Raw genomic sequence first — 19,381 nt, 5'->3', positions numbered from 1 at the left:
TATCGCGGACTTTATGCCATCGGCCTCGATTACCTTATGACTCAGAAGCTTCCGACTTTGGCTCACATGCGCGGGGTGGTGCCGGCCGTGTTCTGCCTCGCTGCCGCGTTGCTCATGACCGGCTGCGCCACCTCGACAGCGCCGCGCGGCGCATTGACTTCGGCACGTTCTGGCGCGCCCGATGCCGCCCAGTTGCGCGAGCATCATCTGGCGGCCGCCGACACCGCTGCCGACCAGTACCGCACATGCCTGTACGGCCACGTTGCCCGCTATGTCGATCTCGTGCCGGACCCGATCCGGCTGGCAGACGAAGCCGCCGCCGAGTGCGCCCCGATCACCGGGCGTTTCAGACGTGAGCGACAGGCCGCGGTTGTGACGTACACCTCAGCAACCGACGCCTCGCAGCAAGCCGATGCCGCCACACTCGCGCTTCAAGCCGACGGCCTGCGGGTGGCGCGCGCACGTGCCAGGGAGTTGCGCGCGCTGCGGTGAGCGTCTCGCCGGTCTCACGTCGAACCGACAAAGTCTCATGCGCGTGCTTTCCCTAATCGGGCAAGCCCCGATTGGCGAACGACCGGCCGCTGACCAAAATGCAATCGCCCTCTTACGTCCTTTTGGGGGTACTGCGACAACGTCATTTGCCCGCCTCGGCGGGCATTTTCTTTGGTATCCGCAAGATCTTCCGGTGACGTCCACCGGGGAGCGACTTCGACGTGCCGCGTCCCCGTTGCGCCGGATGGCACTTACTTGTCGTCGGGCTCGCGCGGCGCCGGCGTGTCCGTGCCGGACGGCAGCCCCGGCAGCTCGTCGTGTCCCAGCCATCGATGCGCGATGTCTTCGATACGCCCGCCGATCGCCAATACGACGAGCAGCAGGACCATCGCGGCCAGCGCGATATGCCAACGGCCCAAGCCGCAGATAATGCCGATCCCCGTGGTACTCCAGAGCGCCGCCGCCGTGGTGAATCCGTGCACCGACGCGCTACGGTTCGGCCGAACGATACAGCCCGCGCCCAGAAAACCGATCCCGGCCACAATGCCCTGCACCACCCGGCTGACCGACGACGTGTCATAGACCAGCGCCGACCCGGGAAACGGCACGACCGCCAGCACGAACAACGCCGAGCCGAACGACACGATCGCCAGTGTGCGCAAGCCGACAGATTTGTGATGGAGATTTCGATTGAGCCCGACGAGTCCGCCCAGCACCAGCGCTGCCATCAGCCGCAATGTGACTTCGATGATCTCCGCCATCCCTCACCTCGCTCGTTTCTCGCGTCTCGCTCGCCCGGCTGCTCCGAGCGATCTATGTCTGTGGCGATGCATTATCGCCCGTCCCGGGCAGAGTGAGTCGGGTCGACCTCGTCGTCGAACAAGCGCAACTGGCGCGCGGCCTGGGCTTCGAGCAGTCGCACCCCCACGCCCATCAGGCGCACCGGTCGGCGTTTCCGGCCGACGGCGTCGGCCAGCAATTCACGACATTGCGCGGCATCGACACTCAGCGCGCCGGCTTCTGCCGTCGTCCGTGAAAAGTCGGCGAAACGAATCTTGACGAACACCTTGGCGATCGCCAGCGGCTCGCTGCGGCGCGCCCGCTCGATCCGCTCGGATAACTGACGAAGCAGCGGCTCAAGCGCCGCCTCGCAGTCAGCCAGCGTGCGCAGATCGCGCGTGTAGGTGGTCTCGACACTGATCGACTTGCGTTCCCGGTCCGGGCTGACGTCGCGCGTGTCGATGCCGCGGCAGCGCTCATACAATCGCTGACCGAACACGCCGAAACGCTCGGCAAGATCGGCCATCGAATGGCTGCGCAGATCGCCGCAGGACTGCACTCCCAGCGCCCGGAGCTTCTCCGCCGTGACCTTCCCCACGCCGAACAGGCGCTCGACGGGGAGCGCGGCCACGAAGGCGTCGATTTCTGCCGGTCTCACGACGAACATGCCGTCGGGCTTGCGCCAGTCGCTGGCAATCTTGGCGATGAACTTGTTGGGGGCGACGCCGGCCGAGACGGTAAGCCCGACCTCCTCGGCGACCCGTGCGCGAATCTCGCGGGCGATCAATGTGGCCGAGCCGTCGCAACGATCGCTGTGCGTGACATCGAGATACGCCTCGTCGAGTGAAAGCGGTTCGACGAGATCCGTGTAATCGCGGTAAATCGCCATGATGCGCTGCGATGCCTCCTGATACCGGCGCATCGTCGGCGCAATGATGCGCAACTCGGGACAGAGCTTGAGCGCCTGTGCCGAGGGCATGGCCGAGCGCACCCCGAAGGCGCGCGCCTCGTAGTTGCACGTTGCGACCACACCTCGCTGATCGGGCTGGCCCCCGACGGCCAGCGGAATTCCCCGCAACGACGGGTCATCGCGCATCTCGACAGAGGCGTAGAAGCAATCGGCGTCGCAGTGAATGATCTTGCGCGTAGAGGAGGACATGGCTCGCAATGAAAACACTGTGCAAATATACAGCATTCACACCACATTTGCGCCCGACGCGTGACATTGCGTCAGCGCCTCATCGCACAGGCAGGAACTGGAGGAACTGTGCGCCGAGCACATTCTGGACGTACCCGATGCCGGCGCGCCGATACTTCTCGTCGAGCATCTCGGCGAGCAGATCGAGCCGACCGATGATCTTGCCAAACTCCCGTTCGAAGCTCACGTTGCGCACGTCGGTGAGTTCGTTCGCCAGCAGCAGCGGCTTGCCTGTCATGTCGTGACGACTCGACAGCAGCCACGCCGCGATCTCGACGTTGCGCGCCGCATTGTAGATTCGCTGTGCGTCGAGGCCATCGCTCAGATAGAAGACCGTCGTCCCGCCATGCGCCGCGACAATCGTGTCAGAAAGACTGTAGACGAACGCGGCCACGCGATCGCCACTGAAGGCCGGGTCGAGCGAGAGGGATAATGCCTTCACGTCGCGCAAATTCCGCAGCGCCGGCAGGCTTCGTCGCCCTTCGATGGCCGCGCGCAATTGCGTCATCGCCTGCGTCTGTGTCGCTGCCCCGCCCTTGCGCCATTCGCGCGGGTTGCGCTTGTAGAGCTTGTCGGCCAGCCGGTACAAGCCCTCGAGGTTGGCCCGCATGCCCAGCGTCGCCATGCGATTGATGTCCGTCTGTGCGAGATCGGCGGTCGTCATTGCCGTCGAGCGCACTTTGCCATGATCGGTGGGCGCGTCTTGGTAGGAGACGCATCCCGTACACATCGCCGCCATCACTACCGCAACCATGACAGCCACCGCCGTCAGTCGCCCTCCCGCGGCATGGGCTATCCCGTTTCGTGCTTGGCGCAAGGCGAGCCGTCGTGTCATGGCGGTATCAGGGTGGGCAAGCGATGACTCTACGCGAACAAAGGCCACACTTCGTGTCGTTATCTCCTGAAAAGTTGTGACATTCGGTAACGCACTCTCGCCCGGCGTCAGGGCGTCAGGGTGTCAACGCCTCGCGCGCCTGCGCGAAGAGCGCGTGCGTCACGGCCTCCTCCAGGCGAAGCACTGGCGTCACGCAGCAGTCGGCATCGGCAAAACGCAACGTCCAGTCGGCCTGCGACGCGCTAGCGAATACCGCCGCCAGTTCAGCCTGAAGCGCACGTGCGTCGTCGCCGCCAATCGCCTGTCCGAGCGACCAATGCCGCGCTTTCCATTCGCTGCGCCCCAGCACGTCACACAACGTTTGCCAGAATTTGAGTTCGAGCGCGCCCACGGCCATGTAACGTCCATCCCGCGTGCGATAGACCTGATAACAAGGCACGCCGCCGTTGAGCAAGTCCGCGCCCGCCCGCGGCGCATGCCCTTGCCGATGCAGAGCGACGGCCGGAATGAGATTCGCGCGGAACACCTCGTGGGTCATCGAGACGTCCAGCCACCGGCCGCGGCCGGTGCGCTGCGCCGCGACCAGCGCCGCCAGCACGGCTTGTACCGCCGCCTGCCCGCCGCCGTACAGGTCGCCAATCTGGAAATTCGGCACGATCGGCGCGTCGTTTGAATCACCCAGTTGGTCGAGCACGCCCGCGTAGCCGATGTAATTGATGTCGTGTCCGGCGGCCTGCGCCATCGGCCCATGCTGTCCGTACCCGGTGATCGATGCCATCACCAACGACGGCCTGAGGCGCGCCAGCGTCTCGTAATCGAAACCGAGCCGCGCCATCACCCCTGGGCGAAATCCCTCCAGCAACACGTCGGCGCGAACGACCCAGTCGAGGAACGCCACGCGGTCGCTATCGCGTTTGAGATCGAGTCGCTCGACCGATTTGCCGCGATTGAGCAAACGCCAGAATGCACTTGGCGGCGCCTCGCCATCGTTGAGCATCATCTCGCGGGCGTAGTCGCCGGCCCCGGTGTCTTCGATCTTGACGACATGCGCCCCCAGTTCCGCGAGGCGCAGTCCCGCGAGCGGACCGGGCAGCAAGCGCGTGAGATCCAGCACCGTGACGCCGGCCAGCGGTGCGTCGGCGACGACAGACGATTCACGGGCTTCGGGGCTTTCAGGCAAATCGAGCGATTCGGTCATGGCGAGCGAGCAAGGGATGAGGGTGGATGTCCACACCGTACCGCGCCGCACTGTCCGCGGGCAAGCGGACGACACGCCTTCTTTACTCAGACACTTCCGAAATCAGCCTCGATCCGTGCCGTCTTCCCGTAAAACGGGACCGGTGGCGTCACCGCGCCTCGGTGTCTCGCCCGCCGAACCATCGCCCAGCGGACCGGCCACCACCGCGTCCGTCAGCAGCCGCGCGATCTGGCCGTCGAGATACCCCAGATCCCGCAAGATTTCATACGTATGCTCGCCCGCCGCGGGCAACGGCCGGCGCGCGGGCAAGCGCTGCCCCGCCATCGCGATCGGCAGCAGCGGCACCTGCGTGTGCTCGCCTTGCTCGGTCACCAGATCGCCCAGTCCGCCGCTCGCGCGCAAATGCGGGTCGTCGAACAGCGCCTGGGGTGTGACGATCGGCGCGAACGGCAGACCGTGCCGCTCAAACGCGGCCGCGAGATAACTCGCATCGAACCCCAACATCATCTCGCGCAGCAAAGGCAGCAGCCAGTCACGGGCAAGCACCCGATCGTTGTTCGTCGCGAGTCGCGCGTCGTCGGCCAGATCCTGCCGGCCGAACACGTCGCAGAAGATGCGCCACTGGGTGTCGCTCACCACCGCGAGGAAGATTTGCACGCCGTCGCGCGCCGTAAACACATCGTAAATCCCCCAGGCCGACAAGCGGGCGGGCATCGGGTCGGGCGCCACGCCCGTCACCGCGAACTGCTGCATGTGTTGCGCCGCCAGCAGCACGCAGTTCTCGAACAGCGCCCCCTGCACCTCCTGTCCGCGCCCGGTGCTCTTGCGCTCGTATAGCGCGGCCAGCGCGGCGAGCGCGCCGAACACGCCACCCATGATGTCGTTGACCGAGGCCCCCGCACGCAGCGGCTGACCGGGCGGTCCCGTCATATACGCGAGCCCCGCCATCATTTGCACGACTTCGTCGAGCGCGGTGCGTGCGGCGTACGGACCGGGCAGGAACCCCTTGAGCGAGACGTAGACAAGCGCCGGATTCAAGCGTGATAGCGTTGCATAATCCAGGCCGAACTGGCGCATGCGCCCGGGCTTGAAGTTCTCGGTCAGCACGTCCGCCGTGCTCACCAGGCGCAGAATCAGCTCACGCCCCTCCGGCCGTGTGACATCCACGGCAAGACTGCGCTTGTTGCGATTGAACGCGCGGAAGAAGCCCGCGCCCGTGCCCAGCAGGCACCGCGTGGGGTCGCCGCCGACCGGTTCCACCTTGATGACGTCGGCACCGAGATCGCCTAGCACCATGCCGCAGGTGGGGCCCATGACCATATGGGAAAACTCCACAACCCGAATGCCTTTCAACGGCATTGGCGTTGCGGCGGACACGTCCGGCATCGGCTATTCTCCTCAGCTCGCGCGCAACGCGTCGCCACGCCGCCGATCCGGCAGGCGCGCGGCAGGCGCCGCGAAGCCGTTGCGTCGTAATTGATCGAAGCCGACGATGTACCCCGCCAAGGCACTCGCGGCCACGGTGGCCGGGCTGCCCAGCCACATCTGCCCGGGTCCCGAACGGCCCGGGAAATTTCGGTTCTGCGCGCTGATGACCACCTCGTCGGGCGCACGCGATACGCCCGGCCCAGCGTTCACACACGCCCCGCACCCCGGCGCGAGCACCTTGACGCCGGCCGCCGCGAACACGTCCGCGTAGCCCTGCGCCTCGCACCACGCACGGACATCTTCGCTACCGTACTGCAGGTAGAAGCGCACGCCATCGGCGACCTTGTGCCCTTGCGACAGGCCCCATGCGAGCACTTCGTGGCATGCGCGCAGGTCCTCGCGCTTGCTGCCCGTACACGATCCCCCGTACGCGATATCGATCGGCACCTCCGCCGACAACTGGGTGAGCGCCACGCCGTTGCCCGGATCACCGGGACTCGCCACCATCGCGCCGAGTCGGGCGCAATCGATCTCGATGACGTGGGCGTAAGCGGCCTGCGCATCGCTTGTCATCCACGGCGCCAACGCCGCGTCGACGCCGCGCCGTTCACGCAGGTATCTCACGGTCTCGGCATCGGGCACGATGAGCCCGGTCAGTCCACCGATTTCCGCCACCATGTTGGTCAGCGTCGCCCGCTCGTCGGTCGACAGGTGGGCCACCGCCTCGCCGGAAAATTCGATGATCTGACCGATGGCACGGCCGTCGCGGATGTACGGGAGATGCAGCAGGTGCAGCGCGAGATCCTTCGCCCCCACGCCCGCCGGCAAGCGCGAGCGCAGATGCACGAGACAGGTGCCCGGCACCGCCAGTCGCGCGTCGCCCGTCAACCAGGCGTTCGCCATCTCCGTGGCGCCCACGCCGAACGCAAACGCACCGACCGCGCCGCAATGCGGCGTATGCGAATCGGTGCCAACGATGACCTGCCCCGGCAGCGCGTAGCGCTCGAGCATCAAGGCATGGCAGATGCCTTCCGAGCCACCGCCCGCCGCGCGTCCATGCAGACGCAGATCGTGCTGCGCGCAGAACTCGCGCTGGGCCGAACCCAGACGCAGCGCCGCATCCACCAGCGGCGGCGGCCCGCCACTGCCGACGGACACCGTATCGAGATGGGTCAGGTGATCCTCAAAGCACAGCATCGACGCCGGGTCGTGCAGCGCCGGCACCGCGTCGCCGAAGGCGTGACGCAGGAAGCTCACGGCCATCGGCGTCACGTATTCGTGGGAAAAACGCCAGTCGGCGGGGACGAACACGGCGTCGCCTGCGCGCACACGAGGCACGCCGAGCGCCCTGGCAATGATCTTCTCGCCGTAGGTCATCGGTCCCGGCGCATGGGCGGGCCGCGGCGCCACGACGTCTCCCGCCAGCCGGCGCCGCGTGTAACCGAACAATCCCCCGCTGCGCACGATCTCCTCGCCCAATGGATCGCAGTCTTCGAGAAAGGCGTCGATGGCGACCGTCTCCCCCGCTTGCAGCCGCTCCGCGAGCGCCAAGTCGGTCGACATCAACAGCCCGAGGTTCTGGCAGTTCTGCGCATAAATGCGCTCGAAACTCTCGGCGATTACGATCCGGATGCCCGCGCACCATTCGGCGAACGGACTCGCCTCGCGCGACGACCCCTTGCCACGGCGCATTCCGGCGACCGACAACGCGAAGCCGCCTTCGCGCACCGCCTTCTGCCTAACGGGAAACACGCCGGCCGGATTCGTTGCGTCCGCACTGCATCGCAATCCGACATAGACGTAGTCGCCGAGCGTCTCATCGAACGCCAGACACGCCCATGCGGGCGTCATCTCGTCGGTGGAAATCTGGTCGCGCAACGGCCCGGCTTCGGTGCGCGTCAACGATTCGCCCGCCAGTTGCCGGGCCATGACATCGGCCCGGTCGCTCAACCACAGCACACGTCCGTGGAGTTGCACAGTGGCTTGCATGAGATCGCTCCTCGAATGTTCCCCAAGGGGTTCACCCGTTTTGATCGCACGTTCCGTACCGAGTCCGCGGGCGGCCGCGGGACGAAACGTGAGGTCACGACATCCAGGCGCGCGTTCGTCTGGACACCCTCAGGGATACTGTCGATTGGCCTGTGTCGCAAAAACGTTGGTCCACGTATCGCCGAGCCGGATCTGCGACGGCTTGACCTCGGGCGTGAACGACGCGAGCGCCTTGAGCGCCGTGGCCGGACCGCCGGCGGGCATCATGCCGTCTGGCGAGAACGCCTCGCGGCAGTTGGCGAACGCTTCCAGGTAAAGTGCCTTGTTGCCCAGCAGATAGGACTCCGGCACGGTCTTGATCAATTCTGCAGCGGTGGCGTGCTGAAGCCATTTGTCTGCCCGCACGATGGCGTTCGCGACGGCCTGCACGGTGCGCGGATTCTTCTCGATGAAGCTCTGCGGCGCGTACATCACGGCCGCCGGCATCGGCCCGCCAAACATGGCGCGGGTGCCCGCCTGCGTACGCGTGTCGACGAGTACCTTGATGTCGCCCGACGACTGCAGCAGCGTCATCATCGGATCGACGTTGGAGACGGCGTCGACCTGCCCGCCACGTGCGGCGGCGACGACCGTCGCATTGCTGCCGACGCCCACGATGGACACGTCGCTCGGTTTGAGCCCGGCTTTCGCGAGCGCCACGTTGACCAGCATATGCGTGCTCGACCCCGGCGCGCTCACGCCGATGCGCATTCCCTTCAGGTCCTTGACCGATTTCACCTCCGCGGCCTTGGCCTTGACCACGCCGAGCACCAGTTGGGGGGCCGCGCCGAGCACCACGAACGCTTGATAGGTCAATCCCTTGGTCTGCATGAGCAAGGTATGCTCGAAAGCCCCGGCGCCCACGTCGGCGCTACCGCCGACGACCGCCTGCAAGGCTTTGGAGCCGCCGGCGAAGTCGTCGATGGTGACGTCGAGCCCTTCGTCCTTGAAGTACCCGAGTTGTTCAGCGATGGTCAACGGCAGATAGTAGAGGCCGGGCTTGCCGCCCACGGCGATCGTGAGCTTCGGCTTTTCGAGCGCCTGTGCGGGCGCGGCGCAGGCCCCAGTGCTCAGCCCCAATGCTGCGAGGCCTGACGCCACCAGCGAGAAGACGAGAGCCCAACGTCCTACGGCAACGCGCACGCGGCGCGCTTCGGTATATGTCATCGCGTGTCTCCTCCCGCCCTATGCGGGAAATCGGCGCGCTCCGGCTCGTCGGCCGGAATCGCTATCGGCTCTGAGAGCATCCGCTGCCCCCGAAGCGCCGACAAGTTGTGTTTCGGCATGCCAGACATCGCCGTTCGCGACGCTTGCCGCCCTGGGCCGAACCTTTGGCGTTCCTATGCTTTACGCAATGTTGCGAGCGCACAGGTGATCGACGAGCATGCGCGAGGCGACGGGCAAGGCGTCGTAGCGTCGCACGCACACGATCAGCCGGCGCAGCGCCCACGGATCGGTCAGCGGCACGATGCGCAGCGCCTCCCCGTCAGTCGCTTGCGAGTAACTGCCGACGGCCTCGCGCGGCACCACGGCCAGCCCGAGGTTGGCGCGCACCATGCGGCACACCGCCTCGAACGTCGACACATGGATGCGGAATTTGACCGTCTTGCCCTGCTCGGCCGCCACGCGCCGCAGCACGGTGTACATGGCGCTGTCCGGATGCACGCCGATGTGGTCGAAATCGAGCGTGTCGACGAAGGCGACCTGTTCGCGGCCGGCCAGCGCGTGGTCGCGGTGCAGTACGGTCACGATCTGGTCGTTGCGATAGGGGAAGACCTCGACATCGCGGGTATCCACGGCGTCCCAGCAAATGCCGATGTCGGTGGCCCCGTCCGCCACCCCGCGCACGACCTGTGCGCTGGTGTGATCTTCCAGGTCGACCTTCACGCCGTCGTGGCGACGCAGGAACGCGCCGAGTTCATCGGGAAGGGTTTCGACGATCGAGGAAACGTTGGCGAAGATGCGAATATGGCCGCGCACACCGCTGGTGTACTCGGACAGATCGCCCTGCATCTTCTCGAGGCTGCGCAACACATTGCGCGCATGGTGCAGGAGGGCCTCGCCTGCCGGGGTCGCCCGCACACCCCACTTATGACGTTGGAGCAACGCCGAACCGACCAGGGACTCCAGGTCGTTGATCCGTTTGCTGACGGCAGAGGGCGCGATGAATTCGCGCTCGGCCGCCCGTGCAATGCTGCTTTCTTCGCAAACGGCGACGAACAGTCGCAACGAGACTAGATCGATCCGCCATAGCGTCATGCCTGGTCTCCCAAAGGCACTGCATTGACAGCGATTTTGCGGCGCATGTGGCGAAAACGCCACTGTCGACCGCCCCCGACGACACAGCAAAGCACCCGAAGCGCCAACGTGCGACAGGCCCCCTGCTGAACGACGGCAAACGACTACGACATTCGGGGAAGCGGCGAGTCGACTCAGGGGGAAGCGACTCGTCAAGCGCGGGAGGCGGCGAACCCGACGTCAAGCCCCGGGAATACACGTTCCCATCGGACGTCGCGCATCCGTCTCGAAGTGTCGGTGCCGGTCCCTCCCGGGACACCCGCTAGCGCATCGCTCCCGCCAGCAGCACGGCGCTCCAGCCGCCGTCTGCCGTGTTCAGCGGTGCCTCAGGTGGCGGTACCGACGCCAAGGCCATGAACAGCCAACATTTGCAAATGACGATCGCAATCATTTTGTTGACGCTCGATCATCCCGGCATCGTTGCCGGGCCTGCTTTGACTATAGTGCGGCGCTATCGGCGCGGCAACCAGGAAACGTTTCAAACGGGAATTCGATCGGGGTTCCCGCCACAAGTCGCGCGCGGCCTCGATGCCGCCACCCCATCCATTCAGGCGCGCTTCGCGATGGCGCGCGCCAGCACCAGCACCGGCAACAGGCCCACCAGCACAAGCGTCAATGCCGGCACGGCCGCCTCGGCGAGGCGTTCGTCGGCGGCCAGATGACTGGCAACGACCGCCAGCGTGTCCATGTTGAACGGCCGCAGCGCGAGCGTGGCGGGGAGCTCCTTCATCACGTCGACGAACACCAGCAGCGCGGCCGTCAACACGCTGCCGCGCAGCAGCGGCAGATGCACCCGGCGTAGCATCGCCCAGCCGCCCACGCCGAGGCTGCGGGCGCTGGCATCAAGATTTGGCGGGATGCGGGCGAAGCCGGCGTCCACGCTCTGCAGCGCCGCCGGCAGGAATCGCACGAGATAGGCATAGATCAACACGCCGCTCGTGCCTGCAAGCACCAGTCCGTCGGCGCCGAACACATGCCCCAGCCACGTGTCGAGTCGGAGCACCGGCGTGAGAATGCCCAGCGCGATGACCGCGCCCGGGATGGCGTAACCCACGCCCACGAGCCGGATGGCGATACGCGTAACGCGTCCCGGGGCCAGTCGCTGTGCGTACCCGAGCACCACGGCGAAGACGCTGGCAACGAGCGCCGCCAGCGCCGCGAGGCGCACCGTATTGAAGACCCACTCGCCGTACCGATGCCAAGGCACCTGATCGAGCTCGGCGACCGCCAGCCGCAGCATGATGAGCACGGGCAGCACGAAGCCGATGATGAGCGGCAGTGCGCACGCGAGGGTTGCCAGGGCGGCGCGCGCCCCTGACAAGCGCGCACGCCGCGACGTCGACGGCGCCCGCCCCGGCGCCCCATAGAACCGAAGGCGCGTCCGGCTGCGCGCTTCCGCGATCAGCAGGACGAGGACGGCGAACAGCAGACAGGCGGAGAGTTGCGCGGCCGCCACCCGATCGCCCATCGACAACCACGCGCGATAGATGCCGGTCGTGAGCGTCGGCACGCCGAAGTAGGCCACCGCGCCGTAATCGGCGAGTGTCTCCATCAGCACCAGCGCCAGCCCCGCGACCAAGGCCGGTCGCGCCAGCGGTAACGCCACGCGCCAAAACCCCTGCGCAGGCGTACACCCCAACGTGCGTGCGGCTTCGAGGTACCGTTGGCTGTGTTCCAGAAAGGCCGCTCGCGCCAGCAGATAGACATAGGGATAGAAGGCGCCCGCGAAGACCCAGGCAGCGCCGTACCAGCTGCGAACTTCAGGGAAGCCGGCGAGACGTTCGACCGCGAGCAGCGTGCGCAACGCGCTCTGCACCGGCCCGGCGAACTGCAGGAAATCGGTATAGGCGTAAGCGGTAACGTAAGCGGGCATCGCCAGCGGCAGAATCAGTGCCCACTCCAGCACACGGCGCCCGGGAAAGGCGCAGTGCACGACCAGCCATGCGCTGGCCACGCCCATCACCAGCACGCCGGCGCTCACGGCCACCGAGATACGAAGCGAGTTGAGCAGGTACTCGGGCAGCACCGTATCGAGCATATGCGCCAGCACGGCATGCGTATCCGCGTCGCCCGCGCCAAGCGCCGCCACGATGCCGAACATCGGCACGAGCACAACCAGTGCGGGAACCGATGCGACCAGCCGCCACGCCCAGGCGCCGGAAAGACGGCCAGCGCGCCTGCGGCGGGCGACGGGAGGCGAACGCTCGGCCAAAACGGGATCGATGACGGCAGAATCGGCGGCGGCGCGGGACGGGGGCGTCGATGACATCGGCAAATGGTAACGGGTAGCGGAAATGGGGCGGACGAGCGAGCGGCGGGAAAACCCCCGGGCGACGGCGCACAGCCGTTGCCCGTCGCGTGACTTCGGGGAACCGGTAGGCACTTGCCGGTCTAAAGCGTTGTAAATTATACGCATTCGCGATTGCGACTCTGACGCGCACGGCCGCAGAAAGTGCCCGGCCTCCCGCGAAAATGCCACCTTGCGGGCATTCGTGTCGATTCGCGTCGGCTCGTTTCCATGACTACGCTTCGTTGACGTGCTTGCGTCGACTCACACTTATCCACGCCGATGCCCCTGCCCTACCTGCTGCTCGACCATCTCTGTGTAAATTACGAGACTGCCGGCCACGTCCACACCGCGGTATGCGACTTGTCGCTGTCGCTGGCGCGTGGCGAGATCGGCTGTCTGCTCGGCCCGTCCGGCTGCGGCAAGACGACGGTGCTGCGCGCCGTGTGCGGGTTCGAGCCGTTGGCGGGCGGGCGCATCGTGCTCGATGGTCACGAAGTCGCCAACGCGCAGTTCAGCGAGCCGCCGGAGCGTCGCCACGTCGGTGTTGTGTTCCAGGACTACGCGCTGTTCCCCCATCTGGACGTTGCGCGCAACATCGGCTTCGGCATCGGGCGCATGGCGCGGGGCGAGCGTCAGGCGCGGGTGGAGGGGCTCGCCGAGCGCGTGGGGCTGGCGGGGGCGTTGAAGAAGTACCCTCACGAACTCTCTGGCGGACAGCAGCAACGCGTAGCGCTCGCGCGCGCCCTGGCCCCCGCCCCGGCACTGCTGTTGCTCGACGAACCGTTCTCGAACCTCGATCTCGATTTGCGCGAGCGTCTGGCGGTCGAGGTGCGGGAGATCATCCAGGCGAGCGGCGCGACGGCGATCCTTGTCACCCACGACCAGCATGAAGCGTTCGCAATGGCCGATCGCATCGGGGTCATGCATGCGGGGGCCATCGCTCAGTGGTCGCCCGCGCACGAGTTGTGGCGCATGCCCGCCAATCGCGTGGTGGCGGATTTCATCGGACGCGGCGCGTTGATACCCGGCACCTTCCGGGGCAATGCCAACGGTGGCGGCATCTCGCTCGAACTTGGGGAACTGGCCGTCTCGCCCATGCTGGCCGACAAGCTGCTGCGCAGCGCCGCCAGGGACACGTATCCCGTGAGCGTCGACGTTTTGCTGCGCGCAGATGACATTGCCCACGACCCGGCGAGCCCATTCGAAGCGACGCTGGTACGGCGTGCGTTTCGCGGGGCCGATCAGCTTTACACGCTTCGTCTGGCGTCGGGTCGCGAAGTGATCGCTCGCGTGGATAGCGAACTGGCCCACGAGGCGGGCGAGCGCGTGGGCGTACGCCTGACGGTCGAGCATCCGGTGGTTTTCGCGGCGAGTGTCGCCGACGTCTGACCCTCGCGCAGCACGGCGTTCCCCGGAGGCTGGTAAAATCCGGCAAAACGGATGGGCCTATGAAACAGTACCTAGACTTCATGCGCCATGTACTTGAACATGGCACAGACAAGACCGACCGAACCGGCACGGGCACGCGCTCGGTGTTCGGCTACCAGATGCGCTTCGACCTGCAGGAAGGTTTCCCGCTCGTCACCACCAAGAAAGTGCACATCAAGTCCATCGTGCACGAACTCCTGTGGTTCCTGCAGGGCAGCACCAACGTGCGCTATCTGCAGGAAAACGGCGTGTCCATCTGGAACGAATGGGCCGATGCCGAGGGTGAGCTCGGCCCTGTCTACGGCGCACAGTGGCGCTCGTGGCCGACGCCCGATGGCGGCCATATCGACCAGATCACACAGCTCGTCGAGCAAATCCGCACGACGCCCGACTCGCGCCGTCTGATCGTGTCCGCCTGGAATGTCGGAGAGATTCCGCGCATGGCGCTGCCGCCGTGTCATGCGTTCTTCCAGTTCTATGTGGCCGACGGCAAGTTATCGTGCCAGCTCTACCAGCGCAGCGCGGATATTTTCCTGGGTGTGCCGTTCAACATCGCGAGCTACGCGATGCTCACGCACATGATGGCGCAGCAGACCGGGCTCGAGGTGGGGGATTTCGTCTGGACGGGCGGCGACTGCCATCTGTACAACAACCATCTCGAGCAGGTTCGCACGCAGCTTGCGCGCGAGCCGTTGGCGCTGCCGACGCTCGAGATCTCGCGCAAGCCCGATTCGATCTTCGATTACCGTTTCGAAGACTTCCATATCACGGGATACGAAGCGCATCCGCATATCAAGGCGCCGGTGGCCGTATGACGATACTGACGCTGGTGGTCGCACGCGCCGAGAATGGCGTGATCGGGCGGGACAATCAATTGCCGTGGCGTCTGCCGGAAGATCTTGCTCATTTCAAGCGCGCGACGCTGGGCAAGCCAATCGTGATGGGACGCAAGACGTTCGATTCGATCGGTCGTCCGTTGCCGGGTCGGCGCAATATTGTGGTGTCACGCAATCCCGATTTGAAGATCGATGGCTGCGACGTGGCCGGGTCGCTCGTCGACGCGATGCGGCTGTGCGTGGGTGTCGAGGAAATCTGCCTGATTGGCGGGGCGCAGTTGTACGCGGAGGCGCTGGCAAGCGCGGACAAGGTGATCGTCACGGAGATCGCCAAGGCGTTCGAAGGCGACGCGCATTTCCCGGATCTGCCTGCCGCCCAATGGCGCGAAGCCGCACGCGAGACCCATCACTCGCCCGCGCCCAATGACTTCGACTACGCGTTTGTGACGTACGAACGGATTTGATGTGATGGGGCGCGTGCGGACGTCGTCCTTGAACTTTGCCTCCGACTCACGCGCTCAGGTTTTCGCGCGGCGCCTGCGCGAGCGCGCCGGGTCGCTCGCCGCCATTTATCGGCGCGCCCTCCGAGACATGTACACGGTCACGACCAAGGCGCTTGGCAGCGTATAACGCGTCGTCCGCCAATGCGATCAGCCCCTCCGGCGTATCGCTCGCGACGCCCTGCTGCGGCACATGCGTTGCGCAGCCGACGCTGACCGTCACGTAACCCTGTCCGCCAGGCCCCGGTTTCGCCAGCGCCCGAACGCATTCCGTCACGCGCGACGCGACGAACCAGGCGCCGTTCGCGTCGGTCTCCGGCAGGACGACCACGAATTCCTCGCCGCCGTATCGCGCCACGAGATCCGTCGGTCGATGCGTCGCGCGCATGATGGCGAGCGCCACATGTGCCAGGCATTCGTCGCCAAGCGGATGCCCATAGGCGTCGTTGTAGCGCTTGAAGTGATCGACGTCGACCATCAGCAACGATAACGGATGGCCCGAGCGGCGGACCTGATCGAAGTCGCTCGGGAACCGATCGTTGAAGTAGCGGCGGTTGAAGATGCCGGTGAGCGCATCGCGGTTGGAGTATTCGATCAGACGCAGATGCGCGCGCGACAGCTCGCGGTATAGCCGCGTGATTTCCCACACCAGCACGCAGACAAGCAACCCCGGCGCCGACATGCTGAACAGCCGCGCCAGGTACCACCCCAGCGTGAATCGTACGGTGCTTATCAGACTAAGCACCGTATCCGTCACACACGCAAGAATGGCAAGCGCCACCCACACGTCGAGCACCGTGCGCAGACGACCGATCGCCAGCACCGCGCTCAGCGCCACGAGGTTCAATAAGAGCAGTACGATGCCGGTCCCGCCGACGGACAATTCACCCGGCACGCTCGCCGGTGACAACGCGGGCGGCAGCGGCACGGCCAACACCGTCAGGCAAAGCAGCACCCCCACGCCAATTGGCAGACCAATGAACAGCCACATCGCACGATCGGCAGGCGGCAACTGCGTCACGGACTGCGGGGTGAAGCGGCGTCGCTCCATCATGGCGATGAGCACGAGGGTGGGGAACCCCGCATGCCAGATGACCCAGATCCAGCCGGATGTCGTCGGGAGCGCCCCGAGCAGCCCGTGCGGCGCGAAAAGGCCGGGGAACGTCAGCAGTTGCATCGCGACGGTCAATGCCGTAAAGGCATAAGCACCGGACAGCAGCCCGAACACCGGCAGCCGACTCACCCGAAACTGTGCCGCCAACAGGAACGACGCGATCGTCGCCGTCGTGAAGACCGTCAGGCCGCACATGGGCAGGAAAGCCGCAACCGCCGGGAGTGCAGCGCTCGCCTGCGGCGCCGCCAGTATCAGGGCAGCGAGAATGACAATCGCCAGACAGCCTGCAAAAGCCCGCTGACCAGGCGTTGCACGCTCCATCAGAAAGGCGTCCATACGATACCCTTTGATTTTCGGTGTCCGATGCCGGCCCAACGACTCATGGCGTTGAGCACACATCTCCCCCGCCCACGACCGGTTAGCCGCAGCATGCACCAATTCCGCATGTCTGCCAACGGGTGTGCTCAACCGTCCGTCTTACACCGCACTCCAGCCGGATCGGGGCGGCACCCACGCCCCCCCCCGCTCCACGGCCGAACCTCAACCGCCCAGATACGCTTCGAGCACACGGGGATTGCCCAGCAGATTGCGCCCCGTGTCTTCGAGCACCACCTTGCCGGTCTCGAGCACGTAGCCGTGTTGCGCAATCTTCAGCGCCTGGCGCACGTTCTGCTCGACCAGGAAGATGGTCAGCCCCTCAGCGTTGATTTCCTTGAGGGTGCTGAAGATGCCCTGCACGATGATCGGCGCGAGACCCATCGACGGTTCATCGAGCAGCAACAGACGCGGCCGCGCCATCAACGCACGACCAATCGCCAACATCTGCTGTTCGCCCCCCGACAAGTTACCGGCCATCTGCTCGATACGCTCGGCAAGCCGTGGGAAACGCCCCAGCACCTTGTCCAGATCCGCCTTCACGTTCTGCTTGTCGCGACGCGTGTAAGCGCCAAGCTCCAGGTTCTCGCGCACGGACATCGTCGTGAGCGTGGCACGCCCCTCGGCCACCTGCACCAGCCCGCGCTGCACGATCTTGTTCGGTGCCAGACCGCCGACATCCTCGCCTTCGAAGAGAATCGTGCCCGCCTGCTTCTTGATGAGCCCCGACAAGGCGAGCAGCGTCGTGGACTTACCCGCGCCATTGGCGCCAACGAGCGAGGTGATCTCATGCTCGCGCAACGAAAAATCGACGCCCTTCACGGCCTCGATATGCCCATAGGCCACCTTCAGGCCCTTCACTTCGAGCAGCGCGCTCATGCCTTGTCCTCCGCGCCGGCCGCGAGGGCAGCCGCATCGTCGTCATCGTCATCGCGGCCGAGATAGGCCTCGATGACCTGCGGGTTGTGCTTGATCTCGTCCGGACTGCCTTCGGCGATGATGCGTCCGAAGTTCAGCACGGCGATGCGCTCGCACAAGCCCATCACAAAACGCATGTCGTGCTCGATCATGAAGATCGTGTAACCGCGCGCCTTGATGTTCTCGATCTCGCTCATGAGATCGACCTTCTCGCCCGTGTTCATGCCGGCCACCGGCTCGTCGAGCAGCAACAGCTTGGGCTCGGTCGCCAGGGCCCGGGCCAGTTCGAGCTTGCGCTGATCGCCATAAGACAGGTTGTCGGCGATGTCATGCGCCTTGTGATCGAGCTTGACCCAAGAGAGCAACTCATGCGCGCGTTCGCGCGAGCGCTTCTCCATCTCTCGATACCCTGGCAGCGAGAACAGCAGGCCCGCCGGGCCATACGAGAGATGCCGGTGCATGCCGACCACCACGTTCTCGATCAGCGTCATCTCCTTGAACACACGAATGTTCTGGAACGTGCGGGCAATGCCGCGCTGCGTAATCTTGTGCGGCTTCTGCCCCACGAGACTCTCGCCGTCGAACGTAATGCTGCCGCCCGTGGGCTGCAACAGTCCGGTGATCAGATTGAAGACGGTCGTCTTACCCGCCCCGTTCGGGCCGATCAGGCCGAAGATCGTGCCTTGCGGCACCTCGATGTTCACGTCCTGGAGAACGTGCAGGCCACCGAATCGTTTGGAAATATTGGAAAGCTTGAGCATGTCGTATCCCTCGTCCGCTTACGTGGAAGAGGCCGAGCGCGTCTTGCCGGCACGGAACCAACGGCGAAAACGCACCGGATCCCAAATGCCCTTGGGCAGGAACAGCACGATCAGCACCAGAATCAGGCCGTTGACCACCAGACGGAAGGCGTCGAACGCGCGCAGCAATTCGGGCAGCAGCGTAAGAATCGTGCTGCCGAGCACCGGCCCCACGAGCCCGTTGATACCACCAAGAATCGCCATGGTGAGAATCTCCACGCCACGGTCGAAGCCGAATTCGTTCGGTCCGATGAAGAACGTCAGATGCGCATTGAGTGCCCCGGCCAGCCCGGCGAGCACCGCCCCCAGCACGAACGCCAGCATCTTGTAGCCCGTGACGTTGATGCCCATGAGGCCCGCCGCCGTCTCGTCTTCCTTGATGGCTTCGAAGGCACGGCCCACTTTGGAGCGGCGCAGGCGCCACAACACGGCGAGCGAGATCACCACGGCCCCCGCCACGTGCCACCACTGCGTGAGTTGAGGAATGCCGTTCAGGCCCAGCGCACCGCCGGTCAGACCCTCGGCGTTGAGCGTCAGCACACGCACAACTTCGCCGAAGCCCAGCGTCGCCATCGCGAGATACACGCCCGACAGACGCAGCGTCGGCTTGCCGATGATGAACGCGATGAGCGCCGGCGCTGCCATGCCACCTGCCAACGACACCGCAAACGGCGTGTCGTAGTTCATCGTGAGCAACGCCGCCGTGTACGCACCGATGCCCATGAACGCGGCATTGGCCATGGCCAGCATGCCGCACGAGAGCGTGAGGTAAATCGACAGGGCCAGCAGCGCATTGGTGCCGAATGTCAGCACCAGATTGCTATAAACCGCCCAGAAATTGTTAAACCAGTCCATTGCGCCCC

General features: G+C 65.5%; 18 protein-coding genes. 4 read left to right on the top strand and 14 right to left on the bottom strand.

Annotation, left to right across the window (positions count from 1 at the left end):
- Positions 1–36: 36 nt before the first annotated feature.
- On the top strand, positions 37–492 hold the full coding sequence (locus tag BGP02_RS14445; RefSeq protein WP_286798775.1) for a hypothetical protein: 456 nt from the start codon (positions 37–39) through the stop codon (positions 490–492).
- A 251-nt stretch (positions 493–743) separates the two neighbouring features.
- On the opposite strand, the gene BGP02_RS14440 is transcribed toward BGP02_RS14445, so the two are convergent.
- The 10 genes from BGP02_RS14440 to BGP02_RS14395 all read right to left on the bottom strand — a co-directional run bounded on the left by BGP02_RS14440 (position 744) and on the right by BGP02_RS14395 (position 12,526).
- Entirely contained in the window at positions 744–1,253 is a 510-nt protein-coding gene (locus tag BGP02_RS14440) for an MgtC/SapB family protein (protein WP_261938806.1), read from the bottom strand.
- 71 nt (positions 1,254–1,324) lie between these two features.
- Positions 1,325–2,431, bottom strand: a complete 1,107-nt coding sequence (dinB, locus tag BGP02_RS14435; protein WP_261938807.1) for a DNA polymerase IV — start codon at positions 2,429–2,431, stop codon at positions 1,325–1,327.
- A gap of 79 nt (positions 2,432–2,510) precedes the next feature.
- Positions 2,511–3,224, bottom strand: coding sequence for a hypothetical protein (locus BGP02_RS14430; RefSeq protein ID WP_157211515.1), 714 nt, complete (start codon positions 3,222–3,224; stop codon positions 2,511–2,513).
- Between the two features lie 196 nt (positions 3,225–3,420).
- Positions 3,421–4,503: a CaiB/BaiF CoA transferase family protein gene (locus tag BGP02_RS14425; protein ID WP_286798782.1), complete on the bottom strand. Its 1,083-nt coding sequence runs from the start codon at positions 4,501–4,503 to the stop codon at positions 3,421–3,423.
- A 102-nt stretch (positions 4,504–4,605) separates the two neighbouring features.
- Complete coding sequence (locus BGP02_RS14420) at positions 4,606–5,889, bottom strand: CaiB/BaiF CoA transferase family protein (RefSeq protein ID WP_150563089.1); 1,284 nt, start codon at positions 5,887–5,889, stop codon at positions 4,606–4,608.
- A 12-nt stretch (positions 5,890–5,901) separates the two neighbouring features.
- Positions 5,902–7,920 (bottom strand): aconitase family protein, encoded by a 2,019-nt coding sequence (locus BGP02_RS14415; RefSeq protein WP_268567565.1) that lies wholly within the window; start codon positions 7,918–7,920, stop codon positions 5,902–5,904.
- Positions 7,921–8,049: 129 nt separating this feature from the next.
- Positions 8,050–9,126, bottom strand: a complete 1,077-nt coding sequence (locus BGP02_RS14410) for an ABC transporter substrate-binding protein (protein WP_017234889.1) — start codon at positions 9,124–9,126, stop codon at positions 8,050–8,052.
- Positions 9,127–9,306: 180 nt separating this feature from the next.
- The gene (locus BGP02_RS14405; protein ID WP_017234888.1) at positions 9,307–10,218 is read right to left on the bottom strand and encodes a LysR family transcriptional regulator; all 912 of its coding nucleotides are present in this window, start codon (positions 10,216–10,218) and stop codon (positions 9,307–9,309) included.
- A 365-nt stretch (positions 10,219–10,583) separates the two neighbouring features.
- Positions 10,584–10,739, bottom strand: coding sequence for a hypothetical protein (locus BGP02_RS14400; protein ID WP_157211514.1), 156 nt, complete (start codon positions 10,737–10,739; stop codon positions 10,584–10,586).
- 65 nt (positions 10,740–10,804) lie between these two features.
- Positions 10,805–12,526: an ABC transporter permease gene (locus BGP02_RS14395; RefSeq protein WP_261938809.1), complete on the bottom strand. Its 1,722-nt coding sequence runs from the start codon at positions 12,524–12,526 to the stop codon at positions 10,805–10,807.
- A 300-nt stretch (positions 12,527–12,826) separates the two neighbouring features.
- On the opposite strand from BGP02_RS14395, the gene BGP02_RS14390 reads away from it, so the two are divergent.
- Genes BGP02_RS14390 through BGP02_RS14380 form a run of 3 tightly spaced genes read left to right on the top strand, consistent with a single transcriptional unit; the run spans position 12,827 to position 15,275 of the window.
- Complete coding sequence (locus BGP02_RS14390) at positions 12,827–13,936, top strand: ABC transporter ATP-binding protein (RefSeq protein ID WP_261938810.1); 1,110 nt, start codon at positions 12,827–12,829, stop codon at positions 13,934–13,936.
- A gap of 59 nt (positions 13,937–13,995) precedes the next feature.
- Positions 13,996–14,790, top strand: a complete 795-nt coding sequence (locus BGP02_RS14385; protein WP_017234884.1) for a thymidylate synthase — start codon at positions 13,996–13,998, stop codon at positions 14,788–14,790.
- A complete protein-coding gene (locus BGP02_RS14380) occupies positions 14,787–15,275 on the top strand; it encodes a dihydrofolate reductase (protein ID WP_017234883.1) in 489 nt (162 codons plus the stop codon). The genes BGP02_RS14385 and BGP02_RS14380 overlap by 4 nt, the downstream gene beginning before the upstream one ends.
- Positions 15,276–15,321: 46 nt before the next feature.
- Here the strand turns inward: BGP02_RS14380 and BGP02_RS14375 are convergent, their stop codons facing one another.
- From BGP02_RS14375 to BGP02_RS14360, 4 genes are all read right to left on the bottom strand, one after another.
- Complete coding sequence (locus BGP02_RS14375) at positions 15,322–16,761, bottom strand: sensor domain-containing diguanylate cyclase (protein ID WP_017234882.1); 1,440 nt, start codon at positions 16,759–16,761, stop codon at positions 15,322–15,324.
- Positions 16,762–16,965: 204 nt separating this feature from the next.
- Entirely contained in the window at positions 16,966–17,679 is a 714-nt protein-coding gene (locus BGP02_RS14370; RefSeq protein WP_017234881.1) for an ABC transporter ATP-binding protein, read from the bottom strand.
- The gene (locus tag BGP02_RS14365; protein WP_017234880.1) at positions 17,676–18,479 is read right to left on the bottom strand and encodes an ABC transporter ATP-binding protein; all 804 of its coding nucleotides are present in this window, start codon (positions 18,477–18,479) and stop codon (positions 17,676–17,678) included. Before BGP02_RS14365 ends, BGP02_RS14370 begins: the two co-directional genes overlap by 4 nt.
- Positions 18,480–18,497: 18 nt before the next feature.
- Positions 18,498–19,373 carry a branched-chain amino acid ABC transporter permease gene (locus tag BGP02_RS14360; RefSeq protein ID WP_017234879.1) on the bottom strand — a complete coding sequence of 292 codons (876 nt, stop codon included), beginning with the start codon at positions 19,371–19,373 and terminating at the stop codon, positions 18,498–18,500.
- Between the last annotated feature and the right edge of the window lie 8 nt (positions 19,374–19,381).

It is taken from the genome of Pandoraea sp. 64-18, assembly GCF_001899225.1.
GTDB lineage: Bacteria > Pseudomonadota > Gammaproteobacteria > Burkholderiales > Burkholderiaceae > Pandoraea > Pandoraea cepalis.
The sequence above is the reverse complement of the archived record's forward strand: the minus strand, read 5'-3'. Positions and strand labels throughout refer to the sequence as shown.